This is a genomic window from Spiroplasma endosymbiont of Dactylopius coccus (assembly GCF_977110965.1).
Genome location: NZ_OZ373019.1, coordinates 392,582 through 411,667, shown reverse-complemented (window position 1 = coordinate 411,667; position 19,086 = coordinate 392,582). Strand labels below are relative to the sequence as shown.

Sequence of the window (19,086 nt, the reverse complement as noted above, 5' to 3'; positions counted from 1 at the left end):
TATTATTCCTGCAATTCTTGTAATTTTCATAAATTACCACCACTAATATTCATGTCTTCTCATTTAAAAACATCAATATTTTCATTTCTTGAACATAATAATTGTAATCTTCCACCCTCTTTTATATAAGTACTATATACTGTTACAGTTTGTGGAATACCAGAACCTAACGAATAAACAAAATCAGTAAATGTATAAATATCTGGTAATATTATTTTTTGTTGTCTTGGATTTAAATTAAATCATATACGATATAATTTATTTTCTTTACAATCATATCTAATTTCTTGATTTTTTATACCAGTAGTACTAATATTAAAGGCTACATCTTTTCATTTACCAATTTTTAAATCTTTTATTTTTTTAATTAATTCATTAATAGCACCAGCAATAGTTTTATCATTAGTTTCTAAATTAGCAATTTCAGTACCAAAAGTATTGAGAACAAAAGCATATTGAAATTGTGTTTTATCTATTTTATCTTCTAATTCTTTATCTACTTCTTCTTTTTTATAATAATCAGTTAAATCTGGGATATTTTTATTTAATGTTCTTAAATTAACAGCATCTTGTGGTTGTGTAGGGTCTGCTATATAAACAATTCTAGTATTATTTGAAGTAATAATTCTTTTTTCTTTAGGTTGAATAATATTAGGCGAATTAGGGTCTATTAATCATAATGATTCACCACTTCCACCAGTAGCACTAATAGTATTAGTTTTTTCATCAATTTTAATATTTTCACCAGCAATTAATTTATCTTGTTTTTTATCTAATAAATTATTAGTTTCTAGTTTTGTATAATAATCACGTTCAGTATTTTCTTCTGCTATAAATTCAGTTGGTGTATCTATTCCTTGATATTGATATATTTCTTCTATATCACCAATTAAATTAATTTTTCCACGTTCAGGATAAGAATTACCGCCACCACTAAATTCTTTCTTTTTATTGTTATAGTAAATCGTTCCGGTATTTAAAATTGTTTTATTTTGGATTTGTTCACTATACGTCATGGAATCAACATTTAGCAACTCAAATTTATTAAAAACATTATTTAAATAAATTTTAATTACTTTATAAAATTTCATAAAGTTATTTTCTGTTGAATATTGATAACTGATTTTAATAAAATATCATTTAAATATTTCTATATTATTATTTTCAACTTTTTTTCATAAAGGACTAGTTTCAATATTAAATCAATTATTTTTAACATAATTAATATTTTCATTTGCTTTAATTAATTCAGTATTTAATTTGGTAATTTCATTTTCATTAGTAGTAATTCGTTTTTGTTGTTTAGCCGAAAAATCACAAGTTGGTGCATGAGTAAAATCACCAATTTGTGGATTATTTTGTAATGCTTCGGGTGGTAATGTACCAATTTCATCAGGTCAATCTAAAATCATTGTTTCAGTTTCTTTATCATAATCAGTTGCAACATAACCTTTATTAACAAATTTACTAACAGGACCTCTATATATTTCATTTTCATTATCATCAACTAAATCATCATATAATTTAATTTGTTTTGATAATGTAAATTCTTTTTGCTGTTCAATTAATTCATCAACTTGATTTCTAGTATAAAATGATTTTAAATCAATTTTTTCAACATCTATTTCATCATCATTATAATTTGATAATATTTGTTTTAATTCTGTTAGTCTTGCCAATATTTTCATTCTACTTGGTGCTAAATCTCAAACATTAATTGTAGGAATACTATTTGCACTAAATTGACTACCATTATTAAACTGAATAGTAGCATCAACATTAAATTCAATTGGTGTACGATTAAATACTCAATGTTCAGCGGTTACAAAAACCATATCTCTTAATGTTTCTTTAATTAATTCATCTTTAAAACTATCAAAAGGAAATTTAGATAAAATAAAACCAAGATAAGCATTAATATCATTTTGAGCACGAATAGCAAAAGTTTTAAATCAATCATTAACATTTGGTCATGTTTGTATATATTGCTGTGGTGTTTCTGTAATTTTTCCAGTTAATGGATATCAGTTATTATAATTTTCTAGACTGACACCAGTTCAAAGTTTATTAATCATATTTTATCATTCCTTAAAAAATGCTTTTTTATAATGTTTAGTTTTTGTTTTAGTTTTTCTATGTGATATATGTATAATTTCTTTTTGTAATTTCTTTTTACCTTTTTTTACAACTTGACTATATGCAAATTTTTCTAAATGATGTAATAATCCAGTACCAAATACAGTATTTACTGAAAATTTTAAACCAACACTTTTAAATGATTTATTAATATTTTCAATAGGATTATTAATAACATTTGCTACTTTATGATAAGTTCTTACGATTCTAAATATTTCTCTATATACTTTAAAACTATCTCTAATTATTTGTTGAACAACCGGCGGAGCAAATGCTATTGCTTTTAATCATTTATTTTGATTAACTCCATAACCAATGTATCAACCACTATATCAACGATATCAATGGAATGGATGTATTTGAGCAACAAAAGTTTCTGCCTTAAGAATACTATCAACAACTGTAATTGGTTTATATTTAGGATTACGATAATAAATAGTAATTGCACATTTATCTAATGATAAAGGTTGAATTTTACAACCCATAAATACTGGTGAATTTAATGGAATTAATTGTGCATGTTTAATTGCTCTTTTTTCTGCACTAGTAAATAAATCAGTTGCTTTTTCTTTTAATTTTTTAATTTTCTCAAATGCTTGCTTTTCTAACTTTTCAAATTTTTCTTGTAATTTATATATACTTTCTCGTAATTTTTCAAAATATGATGTATTTTTTCAAAATTTATTTAAACCTTTTTTTAAATAAAATCTAATATCCAAATATTTAAAAATTTTATTTGCATTTAAAACAATCTTATGAATTGAACTTTTTTTAAAATTAAATTTAATAGCATTAGCACGAATTTTTTGTAAATCTAAAATTAAAGTTTTTCCATATCTATTTTCTGTATGTATTGTATGAACTAAATTTAATCAATCATGTTGATTCATAGATAGTACTTTTTTTAAATCAGTATTATATTTTTTTAAAAAATTATTTGCTTTTTCAATATCTTTAATTTTAAACTTTGGAGTTAATTGAGGACTTAATTTTGTTAATGTATTTTGTAATAATAAGTAATCTTTTAACTCTTGTGCTTCTAATTTTTGAAAATTATTTTTATATTGTCTTTCAGCAACATAACCTAAATCTCGTAATACTGTTTCACGATTAGGAGTAAAACTATAATTCATTAAATAACGTTTATTACCAATAATTTTATCTGTTAAAATTTCTTTTCCACTTACTTGACTTATAATTTCTTGTAAGTTTTTTGCTTCTTTAATTCCAACTTGTTCTAATGTTTTAGTTTTTTCTGCTAATTTAATAAATTTAGTAGTACGATAACCACGACTAATTTTATTAAGTCCAGCAAATGCAGGAAGTATATTAAAGAAAGTATTTAATTTTGTTACATTTCCTTTTAAATAATCATAAACTTGATTAATAGTAAAATCAGTTAAAAACTCTACACCAACAGCACTAATACTAGCAATTAAATCACTTGCACCTAATCCAAGTGCTACGCTTTCACTTAATCCACCAGTAAAAGGAGCAAGTGCTACTGCTATAACTTGTACACCAATCATTTCTAAAATTTCTCATCAAAAACTTTTATTTTCTTGTTGGTTACTTGTTCTAGTATGTTTTGGTTTATTTATGTTTAAAAGTATTGCTGTACTAGTTGTACCGATTGGCATGGTATTAATTTCCTTTATTTAAGAGTTATTTTAATTGGATTTGTTGTTCCTTTATAATTTAAGTCATTAACATTTGCAGTAATAGTTATATATAAGTCACCTGCTTTTTGTTTTTGATTACTTACATTAGTTTTTCCTTGTGCGTCACTAAAATATTTAATAGTTGGATTTGTTAAATTTGGATTTAATGATTTAAGTTCATTAGTACTTTTTATTTGTGTATTTAATTCACTATTATTGTTATTAACATTTGCAGTAATATCAGTTGTTAAATTTGTAATTTTAGTTTTTAAATCAGTTTTATCAGTATTAATAATTCCACATGCCATTCAACGTGATGTTGTTTCATTATTAGAAATATAAGGTATGGCTTGACCTGTAACTTCTCCACCAACTAAATACATTCTTCCAACTTTACCATCTGCCACTTCTTGAACATAAATAATTGTATCTTGCAACATATATCTTTTCATTGCTCTTGGTGTTGCTAAAACAAATGACATAATTTCATCATCATTTTTATCATTTTTAAAAGTCATATAGTCATCCATTACAATTTGACATAAAACACCTTTAATATATAAATCATTACCATTTAATCTTAATTGTTGTGCAATTTCATTATCAGTAATTAAACCTTTATTATCTGCCAAATAAACTATACTATCATAAAGAGAATTAGTAATAAAGAATCTACAATTTGCAATATTTCTATATTGAAATAATGTATTTCATGCCCCCAACATTGCTTCTACATATTTAATTGCTTGTGCTTTTGGTTCTGTTGATTTTTCAATCATAAATTTAATTGCATATTTTGCAATTACATTAGTATTGTTATTAGCTAAATAATCTGCTAAATCATTAGCAACTTCATATTGCATACTTTGTAATAAATTTTGACCATTTTCTGCTAATAAATCTTTTGCTGCAATTGTTTCGCCAGCAACGGCTTCTTCTGTAATTTCTTTAATAATTTTATCTGTATCAGCATATCCAACATCTATTCTTTTACTTTTATCATTTCATTGAAGAACTTTAACTTTTGGGTCTTTTGGTTTTTTAACTATAAATTCAATTCTTGTTGAATTAACCATTTCGATAGGAAAAAAACTTGCCCACGGACTATTTGATTGTTTAAAAAATTCTATAAATTCTGGTGCTTCTACTAATTTTTCGGTATTATCTAAATTTTGTTTGAATGGTACTGCCATTTTTTATTTTCCTTCCTTATAATTTATTTTTATTTTTATAATCCAATAATGTACTTTTTATTGAATTTGGTTGATTTGTTATTATTGTTTGTGGTTTGCCACCTGTATTAATTGTTTCTTTAAATACTGGTTGTTCTTTAATCATTTTTTTAATAGTTTCTTCAATTTTTGAATTTTCTATATTACTTGTTTTAAATTTTAAATAATCATAAAATTCAGTTTTAACTTGATATTTTTTAAATATATTAATAATTTCTTTTTCTTTAATTTCTTGATTAAGTTTATTTAACTTATTTTCTGCTTCATTAACTTTATTTTCTATTTCTTGTGAAGAAGCATTATTTTCAGTTAAAGGTTCAGTTGTTTGTTGAACATTATTTTCATTTTCTAACATTTAACATTCTCCTAATCTTATCCCAATAATCAATCTTTAACTAATTGTGGCATTTCACTTATTAGTTTTTTATAATCATTAACAGCATTTTCTAATATATCAATATCAGAAAATTTAAAACAATTTCCTATATCTAAATCAAAATCTCTATCAATTTTGATATTATTTTTTCTATATTTTTCATTAAATTCAATTTTTGTCATATTATTTTTCTCCTTTATTAATTTTTTCATTTAATTTTGCTAATTTTTTTTGATGTTTTATAATTTTGTTATTTGCTCTAACATGTTTTGGAGTTGTAATAAATCTTTTTAATAAAACAATAATTTCTCTGCAAATTAATGTTCCAACACTTGTTCCAATAATTATTAATTCATGTAAAAATTCTTTCATCTCAATATTTTCCTTTCAATTATTTATTTTTTAATTATTCATCAAATTGACCACCATTAATTCTTTCAATCATTGATTGTGAATTACTTATAATTTTTACTAATACAGATATTTCTTTATTTAATTGTTCCATTCTTTCTTTATATGATTGTATTTCTTGATTATAATATTCAATTATTTTTTCTTTATTCATTGCTTTTCACCCCCTTTATAAACTCATGTGATTGTAATCTCAATTTAATGAAGCATTATCAGTATTTAATGGTACTTCGCTCATATTATCACTACCGTATTGACTGGTTGTTTCACTATTAATTGAAAATCTATTATCATTAATTAATCTTGTAGTTTCATTATTAAATGTTGTTTCTTGCATTTCTTCAACATGATGATTTGTTTCCATAGGTAATAAATTATGAATAATTTCAGATGCCCCAGCAATAATGGTAGGTACTGCATAAGCATTATTAAAATTATTATTTATACCCATAGCAACACCAGTACTAATCAAACATCCACCAGTTGCCATATTACAAATTTTTCTTATTGTTTCAAATTTATTAGGTATTAACTCAGTTAATCCACTAATAAGATTTGAAATACCATAAGCATTTAAACTAATATATGTATCTCAATCCATTAATGACTGATTATCTTGTTTATCTAACAATAATCATGGTGGACCCTCAGTTGTAGTTGTAGTAGTTATTGGAGTTGGTTTTGTTGGAATAATAGGATTAATATTATTTTCTGTTCATTTACTATAATTTGCTAAACCGATTGTTCCTAAACCTAGTAATATTTTTTTAGAACTATTAATTAATTTTGTTTTAGTATTTGGTCTTTGATTTAAATTTCAAATATCTAAACCTAATTTTTTACCAAATAATAAACTATTAATTGAACCTAATACTGGATTTGCAATTACTTGACCATAATAAGCACTTGTACCAATCATTGCACAAATAGGACTTATACCAGTTCTAATTAATTTAGTTAATGTATAATTTGATTGATTTTCTATATTTGGCATTATTTAATTTCTCCGTTCATATTCAATAATTTTTCTAAAACATAATTAGTTTTATCAAAATTTATAATAAGTCATTTTTTTGTTTCTGAACGATTGTTAGTAACATTAATTAACTTTTCTATCGTATCGATTAACTCTTTTTTATCTGCTTTATCAAAAATGACTTGTAAAATTTCATCTAACATAATTTAATCTCCTTTATTTGTTTTTATCAGTTCTCTTATAACATCTAATAAGGAATCTACTACATAAGAATTTAATTCAAATTCATAATTTCTAATTTTAATTTTTTCTTTTTGCATTTATTTGTTCTCCTTTAATTTTCTAATTTTTTAATTGTTACTTTAATTCAACCTTGATATACATCATTATCACCAACTATTAATGCAACATTACTTTCGGGGTCAGAAACAATTATGTGTTTTGATTTAACATTTGGGTATTGTCTTAAAATAATTGCTCTAATATCATTACTTGTATGAATTGCTTTTGGAAATGGTGATAATATTTCAATTTCATCTTTATTTTCAAACAAAGTAGGTAATATTATCATTAGTCAAATTCTCCATTTTCTATTTTTTCTTTTATAGTATTAATTGCTAATAATATCCCGTAATGTGTATATTTATCTTGTTCATTTTTAAATTCCATAAAGTGATATTCATTATCAGTTTCCATATTTTTATAATATTGATTTAAATATTTAATTAATTGTTCTTTATTCATTATTTATTCTCCTTATTTAAATAATATCAACCAATTAATAAACTATCTGCTTCATCATGATTTGATATTGTTATATTTCAATTATTAGTTTTTATTATCATTATTTTTAAAACAATTTTGACAATTTGGTCAATTATAATTTTCTTTACAATCATTACACATTTTCATTTAGTTATTTCTCCTTATTATTTTTTGGATGTTGAAATTGAACAGCTAAACAATCATTACAACGAAATATTAATTCAATGCTTACATCTTCATGTTTACAATTAGTCATTAGTTAATTTCTCCGTTTTCTATTTTTTTAATTAATAAACCAAAAATTCCTTTAAAATTTATATTTTTAATATGTTCAAGTAATTTTTCTTTATTAATACAATTTTTATGTCTTGATTTATTAATTTCATCAACTTTAATTCTATGTTCTTTACAGTATGCTCTACCATATTCATCAAATTGCTCTTCTGTTATATTTTCACATTGTATTTGTTCAAAATTTTCATCATGTGGTGGTATTAAACTAGTAAATTTAGTAGTTTGACTAAATGTACATCTATTCATTATTTTTTCTCCTTATTTTCAATTTGATTAGCAATTTCATTTAATATTTTCAATACTTTATATTCATTTTTTAATTCTTTAATAATAAATATTAAAAATATTATTAGTGTTATACTTGTTATTAATATCGGTACTATTAATAAAATTTTTCATAATATCATTTTTTACTCTTTTCATTTTTTAAATCATTTAACATTAATTGAACAAAATGCACGATTTTTAGGAATATTTAAAGTATTAAAGATTTCACCAGTTACTATAATTTCATCGTTTTTGTTTAATAAAATACAGCGTCTATAAAGTTTTGGTTTATTAAAAATTAAAGTAACATAGTTTAATCCATTTCATTGACCACGAACACTATAATATAATTCTTTATTACCTTTTTCGTAATATTTTGCTTCAATAGTGTTACTAAGTTTTACTGTTAATTTGACATAATTTGTTTTATCTTTCATTTTTATAATTTCCTTAAATAATTGTCAAAAATTAATATTTTTTTATGATTTTTTAAATAATATTGAATATGCTTATATGCATCTTGTTCATGTTTTGTTAATTTTATATTTCCTTTATAATTTGTTATTTTATTTTTATTTTTTGGTTGGTTTTCTAGATAATCTCAATTCATAACATCTTGTACTAATACCATTAATGAACCAATAATTTTAGGAGTTGCTAATGGATTAGTTAATAATTGTTTTGAATTTAAAAAGAAATTTTCTACAATAACTAATATTTTTTTATCAATAAATTTTTCTTTAATTAATTGAAATTTTTCTTTATAAATATTTTTAGTTCATAAAACAGTTAATGTATTGAATGTTTCATTAAAAACAATATTATTAGTTTCATTTGAATATATAACAATTCCATTATTACCAATACCAGCAGGGTCAATTCCAATAATTAATTCATATTTCATTATTAATCAAATTCTCTGCATTGTATTTTATTAATTAAAATTTTAATAATATCAATTGAACCTTTTAATTTATTTAAATAATATATGTCTTTTTCTTTATTATATTGTTCTATATCACTATCTAAAATTAAATTTAATCAACTAATTAATTTTTGTTTATCCATATTTATACCTCCTACTTAACCTAATATTTAAAATACAGTCATAACAAATTGCTTTACTATTTTTATCTCTTAAAAAATATTTTCTTGTTTTTATATCATTAGTATTAAAGAATAAATAATCTAATTTATGTTGTTTACATGTTCAACAAAAATACTTTTTCATAATAATTCTTTCTAATATATTCTGTTGCTTCTAGCATAAAGAATATATATTTTGATTTTTATATTATTAATACTATTAGTTTTATTCATTCCAGAAATTCTGGGCTCAAAAATAAATTGTGAAATTTTAAAAAACATTGAGGCATTCGATTCAATATTTATTTAATTTGTGTTAAACAAATTAATATTTTAATTGAACCGGCACCGCTCAATTTTTTTTACAAGTTTGAAATTTATTTTCTCGCCCAAAAATTTTTTCAAAAAAAATAAAAAATAAAACCAACACTTGCTCACTGGGGAGTGGCAAGGTTGGTTAAATAAAGAATAGAATTAATACAATAGGTCCCTACAACAGGTCTATATATACTAGTTTCCAATTCGCTCCCACCCCAAGAATTACCATTAATGGTTAGTATATTTTATTAGGTATCACTCCACTTTTTATTTATTCATGCAAGTCCACATGCTCTAGCTACTATTTTTAACAACTGTGTTGTAGTTCACTTTTTTAGTTCCCTAACACGTGTTGATAATAGCGTTAAAGAAGGTTATTAATTATTAACTTTCTCCTACTTGGTCACTGCGTGTAGTAGATATTTAAAGAGTGTTAATAATAAAAATTTTAAAATTTTACAATTACAAAAAAAAGACAAGATTTTTATTCTCGTCTTTTGTAATTTATTTTTAATTCAAGGGTAAAAAAAGAAAGGAGCTATTTTTAAAACTTTTTAGTTACCGACATCTTCGCCACGCTCCCAAATAATTAAAAACAGAGAATTTGATAATAATGAATTGGTTAATTAGAAATATTTTATATATAATTTAAATTATATTTCAATATTGATATAAGAACCTGTTTAGGATCTTTTTTAACTTATTTTTGATTAAATTAATATCATAAATGTTATTTTATAGTTGAAAAATAAATTTTTAATCGATAAGTTGTCAAATGATAAAATCTGGAATGGCAACACTTTTTAGGACTATTTTTTGGTAGACACTTGTTCTTGATATTTGATAGGAGTTAAGTAGTTTAAAGTGCTGTGGATTCTTATGTTGTTGTATCAATTGATATAATCAAATAATTCTAATTTTAATTGGATTAATGATGTAAAATTTTTATCATTAATAAATTCAGTTTTGAAAGTTTTAAAAGTTGCTTCAGCAACAGCATTATCATAAGGACAACCTTTTTTGCTTAAAGATCGAGTAATATTGAATGCTAATAAAAGATTATTAATAATTTTATTGTTAAATTCATTACCTCGATCACTATGAAATATTTGGATATCTTTTAAACAGCGATTTGATTGCATAAATGCTTGATATACTAGTAATGCATCTTTTTTAACTCCAACACTATGTCCAATAATTTCGCGGTTAAATAGGTCTATTAATAGGCAAATATAGTTTCATTTACCATTAACTTGAACGTAAGTTAAATCACTAACAATAACTTCATTTTTAACCCTATTATTAAAGTTTCTATTAACAAGATTGGTTATTTGACTATTATTGACTTTATTATGATGATTTTTGAATGATAATTTAGTGTATTTTGATATTAAATTATGCTTATTCATAATTTCTTTAATTTTTCTGCGTGATAAATAAATTTCTTGGTTTTCTAAAATTTTTTTTAATCTTCTAGTACCATAAACTTCTTTATTTTCTTTAAAAGCACTAATAACAGCTTCATCATACATATTATTTTTGATTTTATTTTCTTTTTTCTTTAAGTTAAAATAATATGTTGATTTAGATATTTTCAAAAAACGACACATTGTGTGAATTTTATATTTAACTTTATTTTTAGCAATAATTTCTACTTTCTGCCTATTATTAGTGCTGCTTGCTTTAAAATATCATTTTCCATTCTTAATTGTTTTAATTCTTTTCTTAATTTAATTAATTCATTTTCTTCAACAGAACTATTATCTTTAGTTTTAAAACTACCTGAATTAGTAAATTGCTTAATTCAATTATAAGTAGCTGCTCTTTGTAACATTGTACTCTTTAGCAAGACAAGACACTGACTTACCGCTTTGATATAAAGCTACTATTTGTTTTTTAAATTCATCTGAATATGAGTTAATATTGGCCATAATTATACTTCCTTTCTTTTCACTAATTTGTTCACTTGTCTACGTAATTAGTGTCCAATAAAGTGTAACCCATCCATTATTTCAGCACCACCACGTACTGGTAAATCTGCTCTTGCTTGTTGTTTAGCACAAACTCATAAGAAACGAGTAGTTAGTCCTTTTCCTATTAAATTAAAGACTGGTTATTCTTATTTGGTTAATTATAATGATGTTTTTACTTTTAATCAGTTAGCAAGTAATTATGCTTTTGAAGAACAAGATTTAATAATTTTAGATGAATTAGCATTAAAGATAAATTCTAATGATTTAGGAATGCAGTTTAAAAATCAACAAGAAAGTTTAGGACAATTTTGTAAGTTAATAGGTCATATGTTTAATGGTACAATGTATTTGATTGAACAACATCCTAATAGAATACCAGTACAAGCAAGAGAAAAAGTAGAGTATGTTGTTCAAGTCAAAAGAATGCGTGTTTTTTTATTTTTTGTTGTGTTTAATATTAATTTATATACGAATATTGAGGATTATAATAAAGTAGTGTTTTCACGTCGTAGAACAAAGAAAATGATTAAAAGAGGTATTATGCCTCCAAGTTATAGTGGTGAAGCAATGACTATGACTTTATTTTTTCCTAGACATTGGTTAAAGAGGTACAATTCTAGGGCTTTACATTATGTACATGAACTTAAAAGTGAATTGTCACCTAAGAAATACCTTAAAGAGGCAAGTAGCATTGATATGACTTATAGTGATATTAAATCTGCTGGTTTAGATAAATTGGATAATATTTTAAAAAAGAAAGATAAACCTAAAAATAAAGATAAATAAAATGATTATAGTCCCAGTGAACCTACTGGGACTATAATTTGGGTGAGTCACGTAGTGGCGAGGGACGTAGTCCCTATAACTTGGAATACTAAAATATAGTAAGAATTTAGGAGAGAAAGATATGGAACTTACAATTAATATTTTATCTTGGATTGGAGCAATTTTAACTAGTATTGTTTTAATTCCTCAAAGTTTTAAAATAATTCGCACCAGAGATACAAAATCATTATCATTATATATGTATATTATTTTTGTACTATCAGCAATAACATGAATTATTTTTGCAATATTGTCTAATCAACCTGCTATTATTACAACTAATACTATTGTATTATTTTTTGCAAGTATTATTTTAATTCTAAAAATTAATAATATTTTTAGAAAAAAAGAAAAACCATAGTTTCAATTAGGTAATAAGAATTAAAGGATTTTCATTAATATATTTAATTCATCATTTAAAACCATGACTACCATTTTCATCAATTACTAAATTAGTAGTAATTTTTCTATTAGTTAATATTTTTTTTAATTCAATAGTATTACTTTCATAATTTGTTACTAATTTGCCTTTAAAAAACTTTGGTTCTTTTTTTCCTACCCATAGTTCAACTATTAAAGGTTGATTATTATTTAAAACTTTAGTTTTTAAATCTTCAATAATTTGTGAATTAAATCAAATTGCTGGCGAAAATAATAATAATTTTGTAAATTGTAATTTTGATAAATATAACATTTGTAAACAAAAATATGCTCCCAAAGAACAACCAATGGCATTTAAATTTTTAATTTTTAAATTAAACTTTTTAATAACAAATGGTATAACCTCATTAATAATAAATTCTAAGTAATTTTTACCATTACCACCAAGAAAATCAATCTTACTTTTTTTTAATTCAGGAAAATATTTTGTCATTAATATTTTTACATCATCATTGGTATAAGTTGCTAAATCATTAAAACGAGTCATATTATTGGTACTACCAATACCAATAAAAATACAATTACTATTATTTTCAAATAAAATATTACTATTACTATTAAGTAACATATCTTTACCATCAAAAACTAAATAAACTTCATAAGCAATATTTTGATCATAAATAGAAGGTAAAGCAATAATAATATCTTTATTAATATTTAAAAATTTACTTTTAATATTTTCAACTTTTACATCATAATTATTCATATTTTTTCTCCTTAATTTATTGATAATTTCCTAACAAAGAATAATTCATTATTCTAATATAAAAATTAAAATTAGTTTGTTCTAAGCGCATAGCACATTTAACCAATTCATCTAAAATTATCAACTTATTAGTAAACAAAGTTTCATATGAAAAAAAAGCTTTTAAATTTAAATCAGTACTATCTTTTGTTAGCAATGTTTTTCTAGTTTCTAAATCCAACAAGTAAAATAACATTAATAAACTTCCAAACTCATAATTATTTTTTATGTTTGTTTCATTCTTAGTTAAATTAATAAAAATATTACTACTAATATTTACCAATCTTTTAATTATTAGCAAACTTTCTTTTTTCAAATTAGAATTATTTATCAAAAAATCAGGTAATACTACTTTTGAAGTATCATCAAACCAAACTTTTATTTGGTCTTTACATCCAAGTAATAATAAAAGTTCCTTGGCATTTTGATAATCATCTAACTGTTTTTCTTGATGCTTAAAAGTAGGAATTAAAGCAGAAATAGTTAATATAAAATTTGCAACTAATCTTAAATATTCTTTATAAGAAATTTTATTAAAATATAAATAAACACTTATTATTTTCATAAACATTAAATTTTGATTACTATTAAATATTAAGTTATAAGTATTACGATAATCTTTTGCTTTTAAATGACCTAATTTTTTTTTAATTTCGCGCTTAAAAAAATAATTACTTTTTAAAAGCAAAAGATGGTTAAATAATCGATATTCGGGAATCATTTTTTACTTCCAATCTAATTATATATTTTTAAATTTAATCTTAAAATAATTATAACATTGAAATAAATAAGTACATAATGTTACTTATTTATTATATTTAATTGCCAATAATATCATTGATAATTAATTATATAATATATAAAAATAAAAAGTTATTTTAAATAATAACTTTTTAAATTCATTTTTAACTAAAATCTTTTTTTCTTATAAAGAATTTATTGATTTCAAAGAAGAACTTAATTTTTCTTCTGCTTTATCTTCATTTGGCAAACTAAAACAAGATTGATTTTTTTCAATATCTGTTTCAAAACCAAGATCACTATATTGACTATTAACTCTTGAAATTAATTCTTTTTTTACTAGAAAAAGGATTGTCTTCATCAAATTGCTTTGATATTTCATTTTCTGAAATAAAATTTAATTTATCAAAAATTTCTTCATTTTTTTCATTTGTAATTTTATTAATCAAACTGACTTGTAAATTAATAATATTTTCAAAAATATTTAATTTTAAAACTTTAAGTAGTTTAATATTTTTTTCATTTTCATTATTTCTTCTCTTAAATTTCTTGTCTTCAATTTTATTTCTTTAATTTCTTTATTAACTTTTTTGTTTCTAACATATTTAAAAATACCAAAAGTAAATACATTTAAAAAAGTTAGTTTTCAATTTTTTTCTGCTTTTTTTCTCTTAAATTTTTAATATCAAGTTCAAGTATATAGGGGCTTTGCCCCTAGTTGCTTCGCAACTCACCCCAGTGGCGTAAACGCCACGGCCAACCAACCAAGGTTCTGGTTGGCTCCGACCAATAATATAGGTTTACTCTATTTTAACATCTTTCTTATTTTTCTTAGAACCTGTTTGGAATCTTTTAAACATAATTAAACTAAAAAAGGGAATAATTATTTCTAACCTGACAGTTAATTAACATTTTATTTTCTTTGTCATTTTTTTGTTAAAAAGATTTTATCATTTGACAACTTATCGATTAAAAATTTATTTTTCAACTATAAAATAACATTTATGATATTAATTTAATCAAAAATAAGTTAAAAAAGATCCTAAACAGGTTCTTAGAACCTGTTTGGAATCTTTTATAAAATAACGTAAAATGACTATATATTTTAAGATAAGGGGTATATATGCATAAAAATTATCCAAGTCATGTTACTAAAGAACAATTTGAGAACATAAGATCAATTTTAGAAAATAGCAAAAAGAAAACAAAACCAAGAAATTTAGATTTATATGAAGTATTTTGTGCAGTTTTATATGTATTAAAAAGTGGATGTCAATGAAGAATGTTACCAAAAAATTTTCCAAAATGACAAACTGTATATTATTATTTTCAAATTTGAATTAAAAATAGTGATAAAGAACCTAGCACTTGACAAGTAATTTTAAAAAAAATTAGTTAGAAAAGTTCGTATCAATAATGGTAGAAAAGAACAAACTAGTTTTTGTATAATTGATTCACAAAGTGTTAAGAACACAGATACTGCTAAAAATAAAGGTTATGATGCTGGTAAAAAAATTTCAGGAATAAAGCGTCATATTGCTGTTGATTCCTCAAGGTTTACCACATACAATTTACATAACCACAGCAGAAAAAACAGATCGTAACAGTGCTATAATAATGATTGAAAATGAAAAAGAAAATTTATCTAAAGTTCAAAAAATACTAGTAGATGCTGGTTATACTGGTGAAAAATTTGCTTTTAAAATCAAAACAATCATAAATGCAAATGTTGAAGTTATCAAACGTAATGAATTACATTCTTTTGTATTATTGCCAAAAAGATGAGTTGTAGAACGAAGTTTTGCATGATTAGAAAAATGCAGAAGATTATGAAAAAATTGTGAAAGAAAATTAAATACTAGCTTACAAATGGTTGTTCTTTCCTTTATTTCAATTTTATTAAAAAAATTGGGAGCGTGTCGAAGATGTCGGTAACTAAAAAATTTTAAAAATAGCTCCTTTCTTTTTTAAACCCTTAAATTAAAAATAAATGACAAAAGACGAGAATAAAAATCTTGTCTTTTTTTTGTAATTGTAAAATTTTAAAATTTTTAATAACCGTCTTTAACTCTATTATCAACACGTGTTAGGAAACTAAAAAAGTGAACTACAACACAGTTGTTAAAAATAGTAGCTAGCATGTGGACTTGCATGGATAAATAAAAAGTGGAGTGATACCTAATAAAATATACTAACCATTTAATGGTAATTCTTGGGGTGGGAGCGAATTGGAAACTAGTATATATAGACCTGCTTAGGGAACCTACTATATTAATTCTATTCTTTATTTAACCAACCTTGCCACTTTCAAGTGAGCAAGTGTTGGTTTTATTTTTTATTTTTTTTGAAAAAATTTTTGGGCGAGAAAATAAATTTCAAACTTGTAAAAAAAATTGAGCGGTGCCGGTTCAATTAAAATATTAATTTGCTAAACGCAAATTAAATAAATATTGAATCGAATGCCTCAATGTTTTTTTAAAATTTCACAATTTATTTTTGAGCCCAGTTTTCATGGAATGAATAAAACGAATAGTAGTATTATTAATAATCTAAAAATCAAAATATATGTTCTTTATGCTAGAAGCAACAGAACATATTAGGAAAGGATTATTATGCAAATAGAATTTAAAAAAGAACAAATTGTTAAAGATAAACCACAATCTATTCTTATTGATTATGTTGAATATAAATTATCGCTTCCAAAATGAATGATTAAAAATAATTCTTTTATTGTTGATAACAGTTATACATATTGAGTTTTTAATTTAGAAAATATTAAAAGAGAATTAAGTGGTAATGAATTAATAAAATTATTAGAACCATATATTAAAGACCAAAAAATAACTGTTAATAAACCAACTACTCCAAAAGAATATTATCTTAATGATATAAAACTTGAACCATTAGCATTTTATGAACAGCATAATAGTTGATTTATGGGTGAAATAACAGATAACAAAACTAAAATTACTAATCCTTGTTTTAAATATAACATTACGTGAGAAGAAAACAGAAAAGGTTTTAAAATAAATAATCCATATAAACATGATGATTTACCAATTAATTATATAGTCACTTCATATAAGGAAATTTCAACTCATAATGAAAAAGTATTTTTGTTGAACATGTAAACAAAATAAATTAGATTATTTATTCTTTAATACTAATGATATAAAAACAATAAAATATTTTTTAAGAGATAAAAATAGTAAAGCAATTTGTTATGACTGTATTTTAAATATTAGGTTAAGTAGGAGGTATAAATATGAATAAAGAAAAATTAATTAATCATATTAATAATTTAATTAAATTAGAACCAGAACGTAGAACTGATGTAACTTTATTTATTTTAAAGGAATTAATTGAAAATGGAGACTTTGATTAATAATGCAATATGACTTAATTATTGGAATTGACCCCGCTGGTATTGGTAATAATGGAATTGTTATATATTCAAATGAAACAAATATGATTATTTATATGGAAACATTCAACACAACACATGTTTTTGAAAGTAAAAATTGTTATAAAAGAATACTATCAATAATTAAAGAACAATTTTTTGATAAAAAAATATTAGTTATTGTAAAAAATTTCTTTTTAACTTCAAAACAATTATTAACTAATCCATTAGCAACGCCTAAAATTATTGGTGCATTAATGGTATTAGTAGAAGACGTTATGAATTGAGAATTTCAAGAAAGCGAACCAAAAAATAAAATTAAAATAGAAAATTATAAAGGAAATATAAAATTTACAAAACATGAACATGATGCATATAAGCACATTCAATATTATTTAAGGAATTATAAAAATGAAAGAGAAAGCCAATTATGTCAAATTAACAGTAAAACTTAGTAACACTATTGAAACAAAATATTACGAAAAAGGTAATAAAGGATTATATTATAGTGTTCGTGGTCAATGAAATGGATTAAACTATGTTACTTTAATTTTTAACAACCCAAAACTTTATAATCGATGTATTTTATTAAACAAAAAAGATGAAATTATAGTAACTGGTGAAATCTTTAATACTTTAAATATTCCTAAAAATCGTGCATTTTGTTCAATTAACGTTAAATGATTTAAAAAATGAAAAGAGTAAAAATGAATAAATGTAAATATTGTAATAAAAGAATTTGATTAACTAATTATTGATGTATGAATTGTTTAGAAATATTAATTATGAATTTAAATAAAAATAAGGAGAATAAATAATGGGATATTGAACAAAGTATAAATGTGTTTTTTGTGGAGAAATAATGATTGGTGATGAAGAAAATATTGAACATGTAAGAGAACATAGAAAGGGTATTAGATAATGAAAAAAGAAAATAGAGTTAATAAAAGTGTATTACGTAAATATATAACAGATTTAATGTTTAAGTATAAAGATAAAGCAGATTCAATATTAGTTTTACATGAAATATTTTTATGATTAAATGAAAGTTGAGTTGATAATAATGAATAAACCCTTTGATAGTATTATATGTTCACTGGAAATACATAAAGATATACAAAAAAGAACAATTAATGAATATAAAGAAAAATTAATTATTTTTCTTAAAGAACAAATACAAGATGAATTAGATAAAGGTGATGATGGAATACTATATATTGATGCTTTTGAGTTAATTAAAGATTTAGAAAATGGAGACATTTGATAATGAATAAATTAAAATTAAATTCTTTTGAGAAGTGAATAGAAACAAATACCAAATTATATTGAGATGAAAAAGAAGAAACATTTAAAACTAATGATAATAAAAATTAAAAAGAATAATAAATATGGTTATGGTAGAGTTTATGCCCATAAATGTAATAACTTATGTAAGC

Annotated in this window: 27 protein-coding genes and 2 pseudogenes; 8 read left to right on the top strand and 21 right to left on the bottom strand. The window is 22.7% G+C overall.

Annotation, left to right across the window (positions count from 1 at the left end):
* Window positions 1-2: 2 nt before the first annotated feature.
* The 18 genes and pseudogenes from ACXUB0_RS02740 to ACXUB0_RS02655 form a co-directional block, all read right to left on the bottom strand.
* On the bottom strand, window positions 3-2,075 hold the full coding sequence (locus tag ACXUB0_RS02740; RefSeq protein ID WP_458257679.1) for a hypothetical protein: 2,073 nt from the start codon (window positions 2,073-2,075) through the stop codon (window positions 3-5).
* A gap of 3 nt (window positions 2,076-2,078) precedes the next feature.
* A complete protein-coding gene (locus tag ACXUB0_RS02735) occupies window positions 2,079-3,776 on the bottom strand; it encodes a hypothetical protein (protein ID WP_458257527.1) in 1,698 nt (565 codons plus the stop codon).
* 14 nt (window positions 3,777-3,790) lie between these two features.
* On the bottom strand, window positions 3,791-4,990 hold the full coding sequence (locus ACXUB0_RS02730) for a hypothetical protein (RefSeq protein ID WP_458257497.1): 1,200 nt from the start codon (window positions 4,988-4,990) through the stop codon (window positions 3,791-3,793).
* Window positions 4,991-5,006: 16 nt separating this feature from the next.
* Complete coding sequence (locus tag ACXUB0_RS02725; protein WP_458257496.1) at window positions 5,007-5,384, bottom strand: hypothetical protein; 378 nt, start codon at window positions 5,382-5,384, stop codon at window positions 5,007-5,009.
* A 17-nt stretch (window positions 5,385-5,401) separates the two neighbouring features.
* A complete protein-coding gene (locus ACXUB0_RS02720) occupies window positions 5,402-5,587 on the bottom strand; it encodes a hypothetical protein (protein WP_458257413.1) in 186 nt (61 codons plus the stop codon).
* 1 nt (window position 5,588) lies between these two features.
* Window positions 5,589-5,777 carry a hypothetical protein gene (locus ACXUB0_RS02715; protein ID WP_174481134.1) on the bottom strand — a complete coding sequence of 63 codons (189 nt, stop codon included), beginning with the start codon at window positions 5,775-5,777 and terminating at the stop codon, window positions 5,589-5,591.
* 34 nt (window positions 5,778-5,811) lie between these two features.
* Window positions 5,812-5,970: a hypothetical protein gene (locus ACXUB0_RS02710; RefSeq protein ID WP_458257360.1), complete on the bottom strand. Its 159-nt coding sequence runs from the start codon at window positions 5,968-5,970 to the stop codon at window positions 5,812-5,814.
* Between the two features lie 15 nt (window positions 5,971-5,985).
* Window positions 5,986-6,810: a hypothetical protein gene (locus ACXUB0_RS02705; RefSeq protein ID WP_458257678.1), complete on the bottom strand. Its 825-nt coding sequence runs from the start codon at window positions 6,808-6,810 to the stop codon at window positions 5,986-5,988.
* Complete coding sequence (locus ACXUB0_RS02700; RefSeq protein WP_458257529.1) at window positions 6,810-6,995, bottom strand: hypothetical protein; 186 nt, start codon at window positions 6,993-6,995, stop codon at window positions 6,810-6,812. The genes ACXUB0_RS02705 and ACXUB0_RS02700 overlap by 1 nt, the downstream gene beginning before the upstream one ends.
* A 131-nt stretch (window positions 6,996-7,126) precedes the next feature.
* Window positions 7,127-7,363, bottom strand: coding sequence for a hypothetical protein (locus ACXUB0_RS02695; RefSeq protein ID WP_174480108.1), 237 nt, complete (start codon window positions 7,361-7,363; stop codon window positions 7,127-7,129).
* A complete protein-coding gene (locus tag ACXUB0_RS02690) occupies window positions 7,363-7,536 on the bottom strand; it encodes a hypothetical protein (protein WP_458257492.1) in 174 nt (57 codons plus the stop codon). Before ACXUB0_RS02690 ends, ACXUB0_RS02695 begins: the two co-directional genes overlap by 1 nt.
* The gene (locus tag ACXUB0_RS02685; protein ID WP_458257491.1) at window positions 7,536-7,691 is read right to left on the bottom strand and encodes a hypothetical protein; all 156 of its coding nucleotides are present in this window, start codon (window positions 7,689-7,691) and stop codon (window positions 7,536-7,538) included. The genes ACXUB0_RS02690 and ACXUB0_RS02685 overlap by 1 nt, the downstream gene beginning before the upstream one ends.
* Window positions 7,692-7,812: 121 nt before the next feature.
* Window positions 7,813-8,097, bottom strand: coding sequence for a hypothetical protein (locus tag ACXUB0_RS02680; protein ID WP_458257490.1), 285 nt, complete (start codon window positions 8,095-8,097; stop codon window positions 7,813-7,815).
* Window positions 8,097-8,258, bottom strand: a complete 162-nt coding sequence (locus tag ACXUB0_RS02675) for a hypothetical protein (RefSeq protein WP_342266587.1) — start codon at window positions 8,256-8,258, stop codon at window positions 8,097-8,099. Before ACXUB0_RS02675 ends, ACXUB0_RS02680 begins: the two co-directional genes overlap by 1 nt.
* A 3-nt stretch (window positions 8,259-8,261) precedes the next feature.
* The gene (locus ACXUB0_RS02670) at window positions 8,262-8,555 is read right to left on the bottom strand and encodes a hypothetical protein (RefSeq protein WP_458257489.1); all 294 of its coding nucleotides are present in this window, start codon (window positions 8,553-8,555) and stop codon (window positions 8,262-8,264) included.
* A gap of 2 nt (window positions 8,556-8,557) precedes the next feature.
* Window positions 8,558-9,022, bottom strand: a complete 465-nt coding sequence (locus tag ACXUB0_RS02665; protein ID WP_458257488.1) for a hypothetical protein — start codon at window positions 9,020-9,022, stop codon at window positions 8,558-8,560.
* A 2-nt stretch (window positions 9,023-9,024) separates the two neighbouring features.
* Complete coding sequence (locus ACXUB0_RS02660; RefSeq protein WP_458257487.1) at window positions 9,025-9,186, bottom strand: hypothetical protein; 162 nt, start codon at window positions 9,184-9,186, stop codon at window positions 9,025-9,027.
* 1,145 nt (window positions 9,187-10,331) lie between these two features.
* Window positions 10,332-11,453, bottom strand: a pseudogene (locus ACXUB0_RS02655) (IS3 family transposase).
* Between the two features lie 192 nt (window positions 11,454-11,645).
* Here ACXUB0_RS02655 and ACXUB0_RS02650 point away from each other — a divergent pair.
* Both ACXUB0_RS02650 and ACXUB0_RS02645 read left to right on the top strand, forming a co-directional pair.
* The gene (locus ACXUB0_RS02650) at window positions 11,646-12,281 is read left to right on the top strand and encodes a hypothetical protein (protein WP_458257677.1); all 636 of its coding nucleotides are present in this window, start codon (window positions 11,646-11,648) and stop codon (window positions 12,279-12,281) included.
* 121 nt (window positions 12,282-12,402) lie between these two features.
* The gene (locus tag ACXUB0_RS02645; protein ID WP_286641432.1) at window positions 12,403-12,681 is read left to right on the top strand and encodes a SemiSWEET family sugar transporter; all 279 of its coding nucleotides are present in this window, start codon (window positions 12,403-12,405) and stop codon (window positions 12,679-12,681) included.
* A gap of 6 nt (window positions 12,682-12,687) precedes the next feature.
* On the opposite strand, the gene ACXUB0_RS02640 is transcribed toward ACXUB0_RS02645, so the two are convergent.
* The 3 genes from ACXUB0_RS02640 to ACXUB0_RS02630 all read right to left on the bottom strand — a co-directional run bounded on the left by ACXUB0_RS02640 (window position 12,688) and on the right by ACXUB0_RS02630 (window position 14,608).
* A complete protein-coding gene (locus tag ACXUB0_RS02640) occupies window positions 12,688-13,467 on the bottom strand; it encodes an alpha/beta hydrolase-fold protein (protein ID WP_458257676.1) in 780 nt (259 codons plus the stop codon).
* A 16-nt stretch (window positions 13,468-13,483) separates the two neighbouring features.
* Window positions 13,484-14,227: a hypothetical protein gene (locus ACXUB0_RS02635; RefSeq protein ID WP_458257675.1), complete on the bottom strand. Its 744-nt coding sequence runs from the start codon at window positions 14,225-14,227 to the stop codon at window positions 13,484-13,486.
* 204 nt (window positions 14,228-14,431) lie between these two features.
* Complete coding sequence (locus ACXUB0_RS02630) at window positions 14,432-14,608, bottom strand: hypothetical protein (protein WP_458257674.1); 177 nt, start codon at window positions 14,606-14,608, stop codon at window positions 14,432-14,434.
* 762 nt (window positions 14,609-15,370) lie between these two features.
* Here ACXUB0_RS02630 and ACXUB0_RS02625 point away from each other — a divergent pair.
* The 6 genes and pseudogenes from ACXUB0_RS02625 (at window position 15,371) to ACXUB0_RS02600 (ending at window position 18,917) form a co-directional block, all read left to right on the top strand.
* Window positions 15,371-16,182, top strand: a pseudogene (locus ACXUB0_RS02625) (IS5 family transposase).
* Window positions 16,183-16,859: 677 nt separating this feature from the next.
* Window positions 16,860-17,378 carry a hypothetical protein gene (locus ACXUB0_RS02620; protein WP_458257673.1) on the top strand — a complete coding sequence of 173 codons (519 nt, stop codon included), beginning with the start codon at window positions 16,860-16,862 and terminating at the stop codon, window positions 17,376-17,378.
* A gap of 256 nt (window positions 17,379-17,634) precedes the next feature.
* Window positions 17,635-18,105, top strand: coding sequence for a hypothetical protein (locus ACXUB0_RS02615; protein WP_458257672.1), 471 nt, complete (start codon window positions 17,635-17,637; stop codon window positions 18,103-18,105).
* The gene (locus ACXUB0_RS02610) at window positions 18,062-18,355 is read left to right on the top strand and encodes a hypothetical protein (RefSeq protein WP_458257356.1); all 294 of its coding nucleotides are present in this window, start codon (window positions 18,062-18,064) and stop codon (window positions 18,353-18,355) included. Before ACXUB0_RS02615 ends, ACXUB0_RS02610 begins: the two co-directional genes overlap by 44 nt.
* A 216-nt stretch (window positions 18,356-18,571) precedes the next feature.
* Window positions 18,572-18,721 carry a hypothetical protein gene (locus ACXUB0_RS02605; protein WP_338987125.1) on the top strand — a complete coding sequence of 50 codons (150 nt, stop codon included), beginning with the start codon at window positions 18,572-18,574 and terminating at the stop codon, window positions 18,719-18,721.
* A complete protein-coding gene (locus ACXUB0_RS02600) occupies window positions 18,714-18,917 on the top strand; it encodes a hypothetical protein (RefSeq protein ID WP_458257355.1) in 204 nt (67 codons plus the stop codon). The genes ACXUB0_RS02605 and ACXUB0_RS02600 overlap by 8 nt, the downstream gene beginning before the upstream one ends.
* Window positions 18,918-19,086 lie beyond the last annotated feature (169 nt).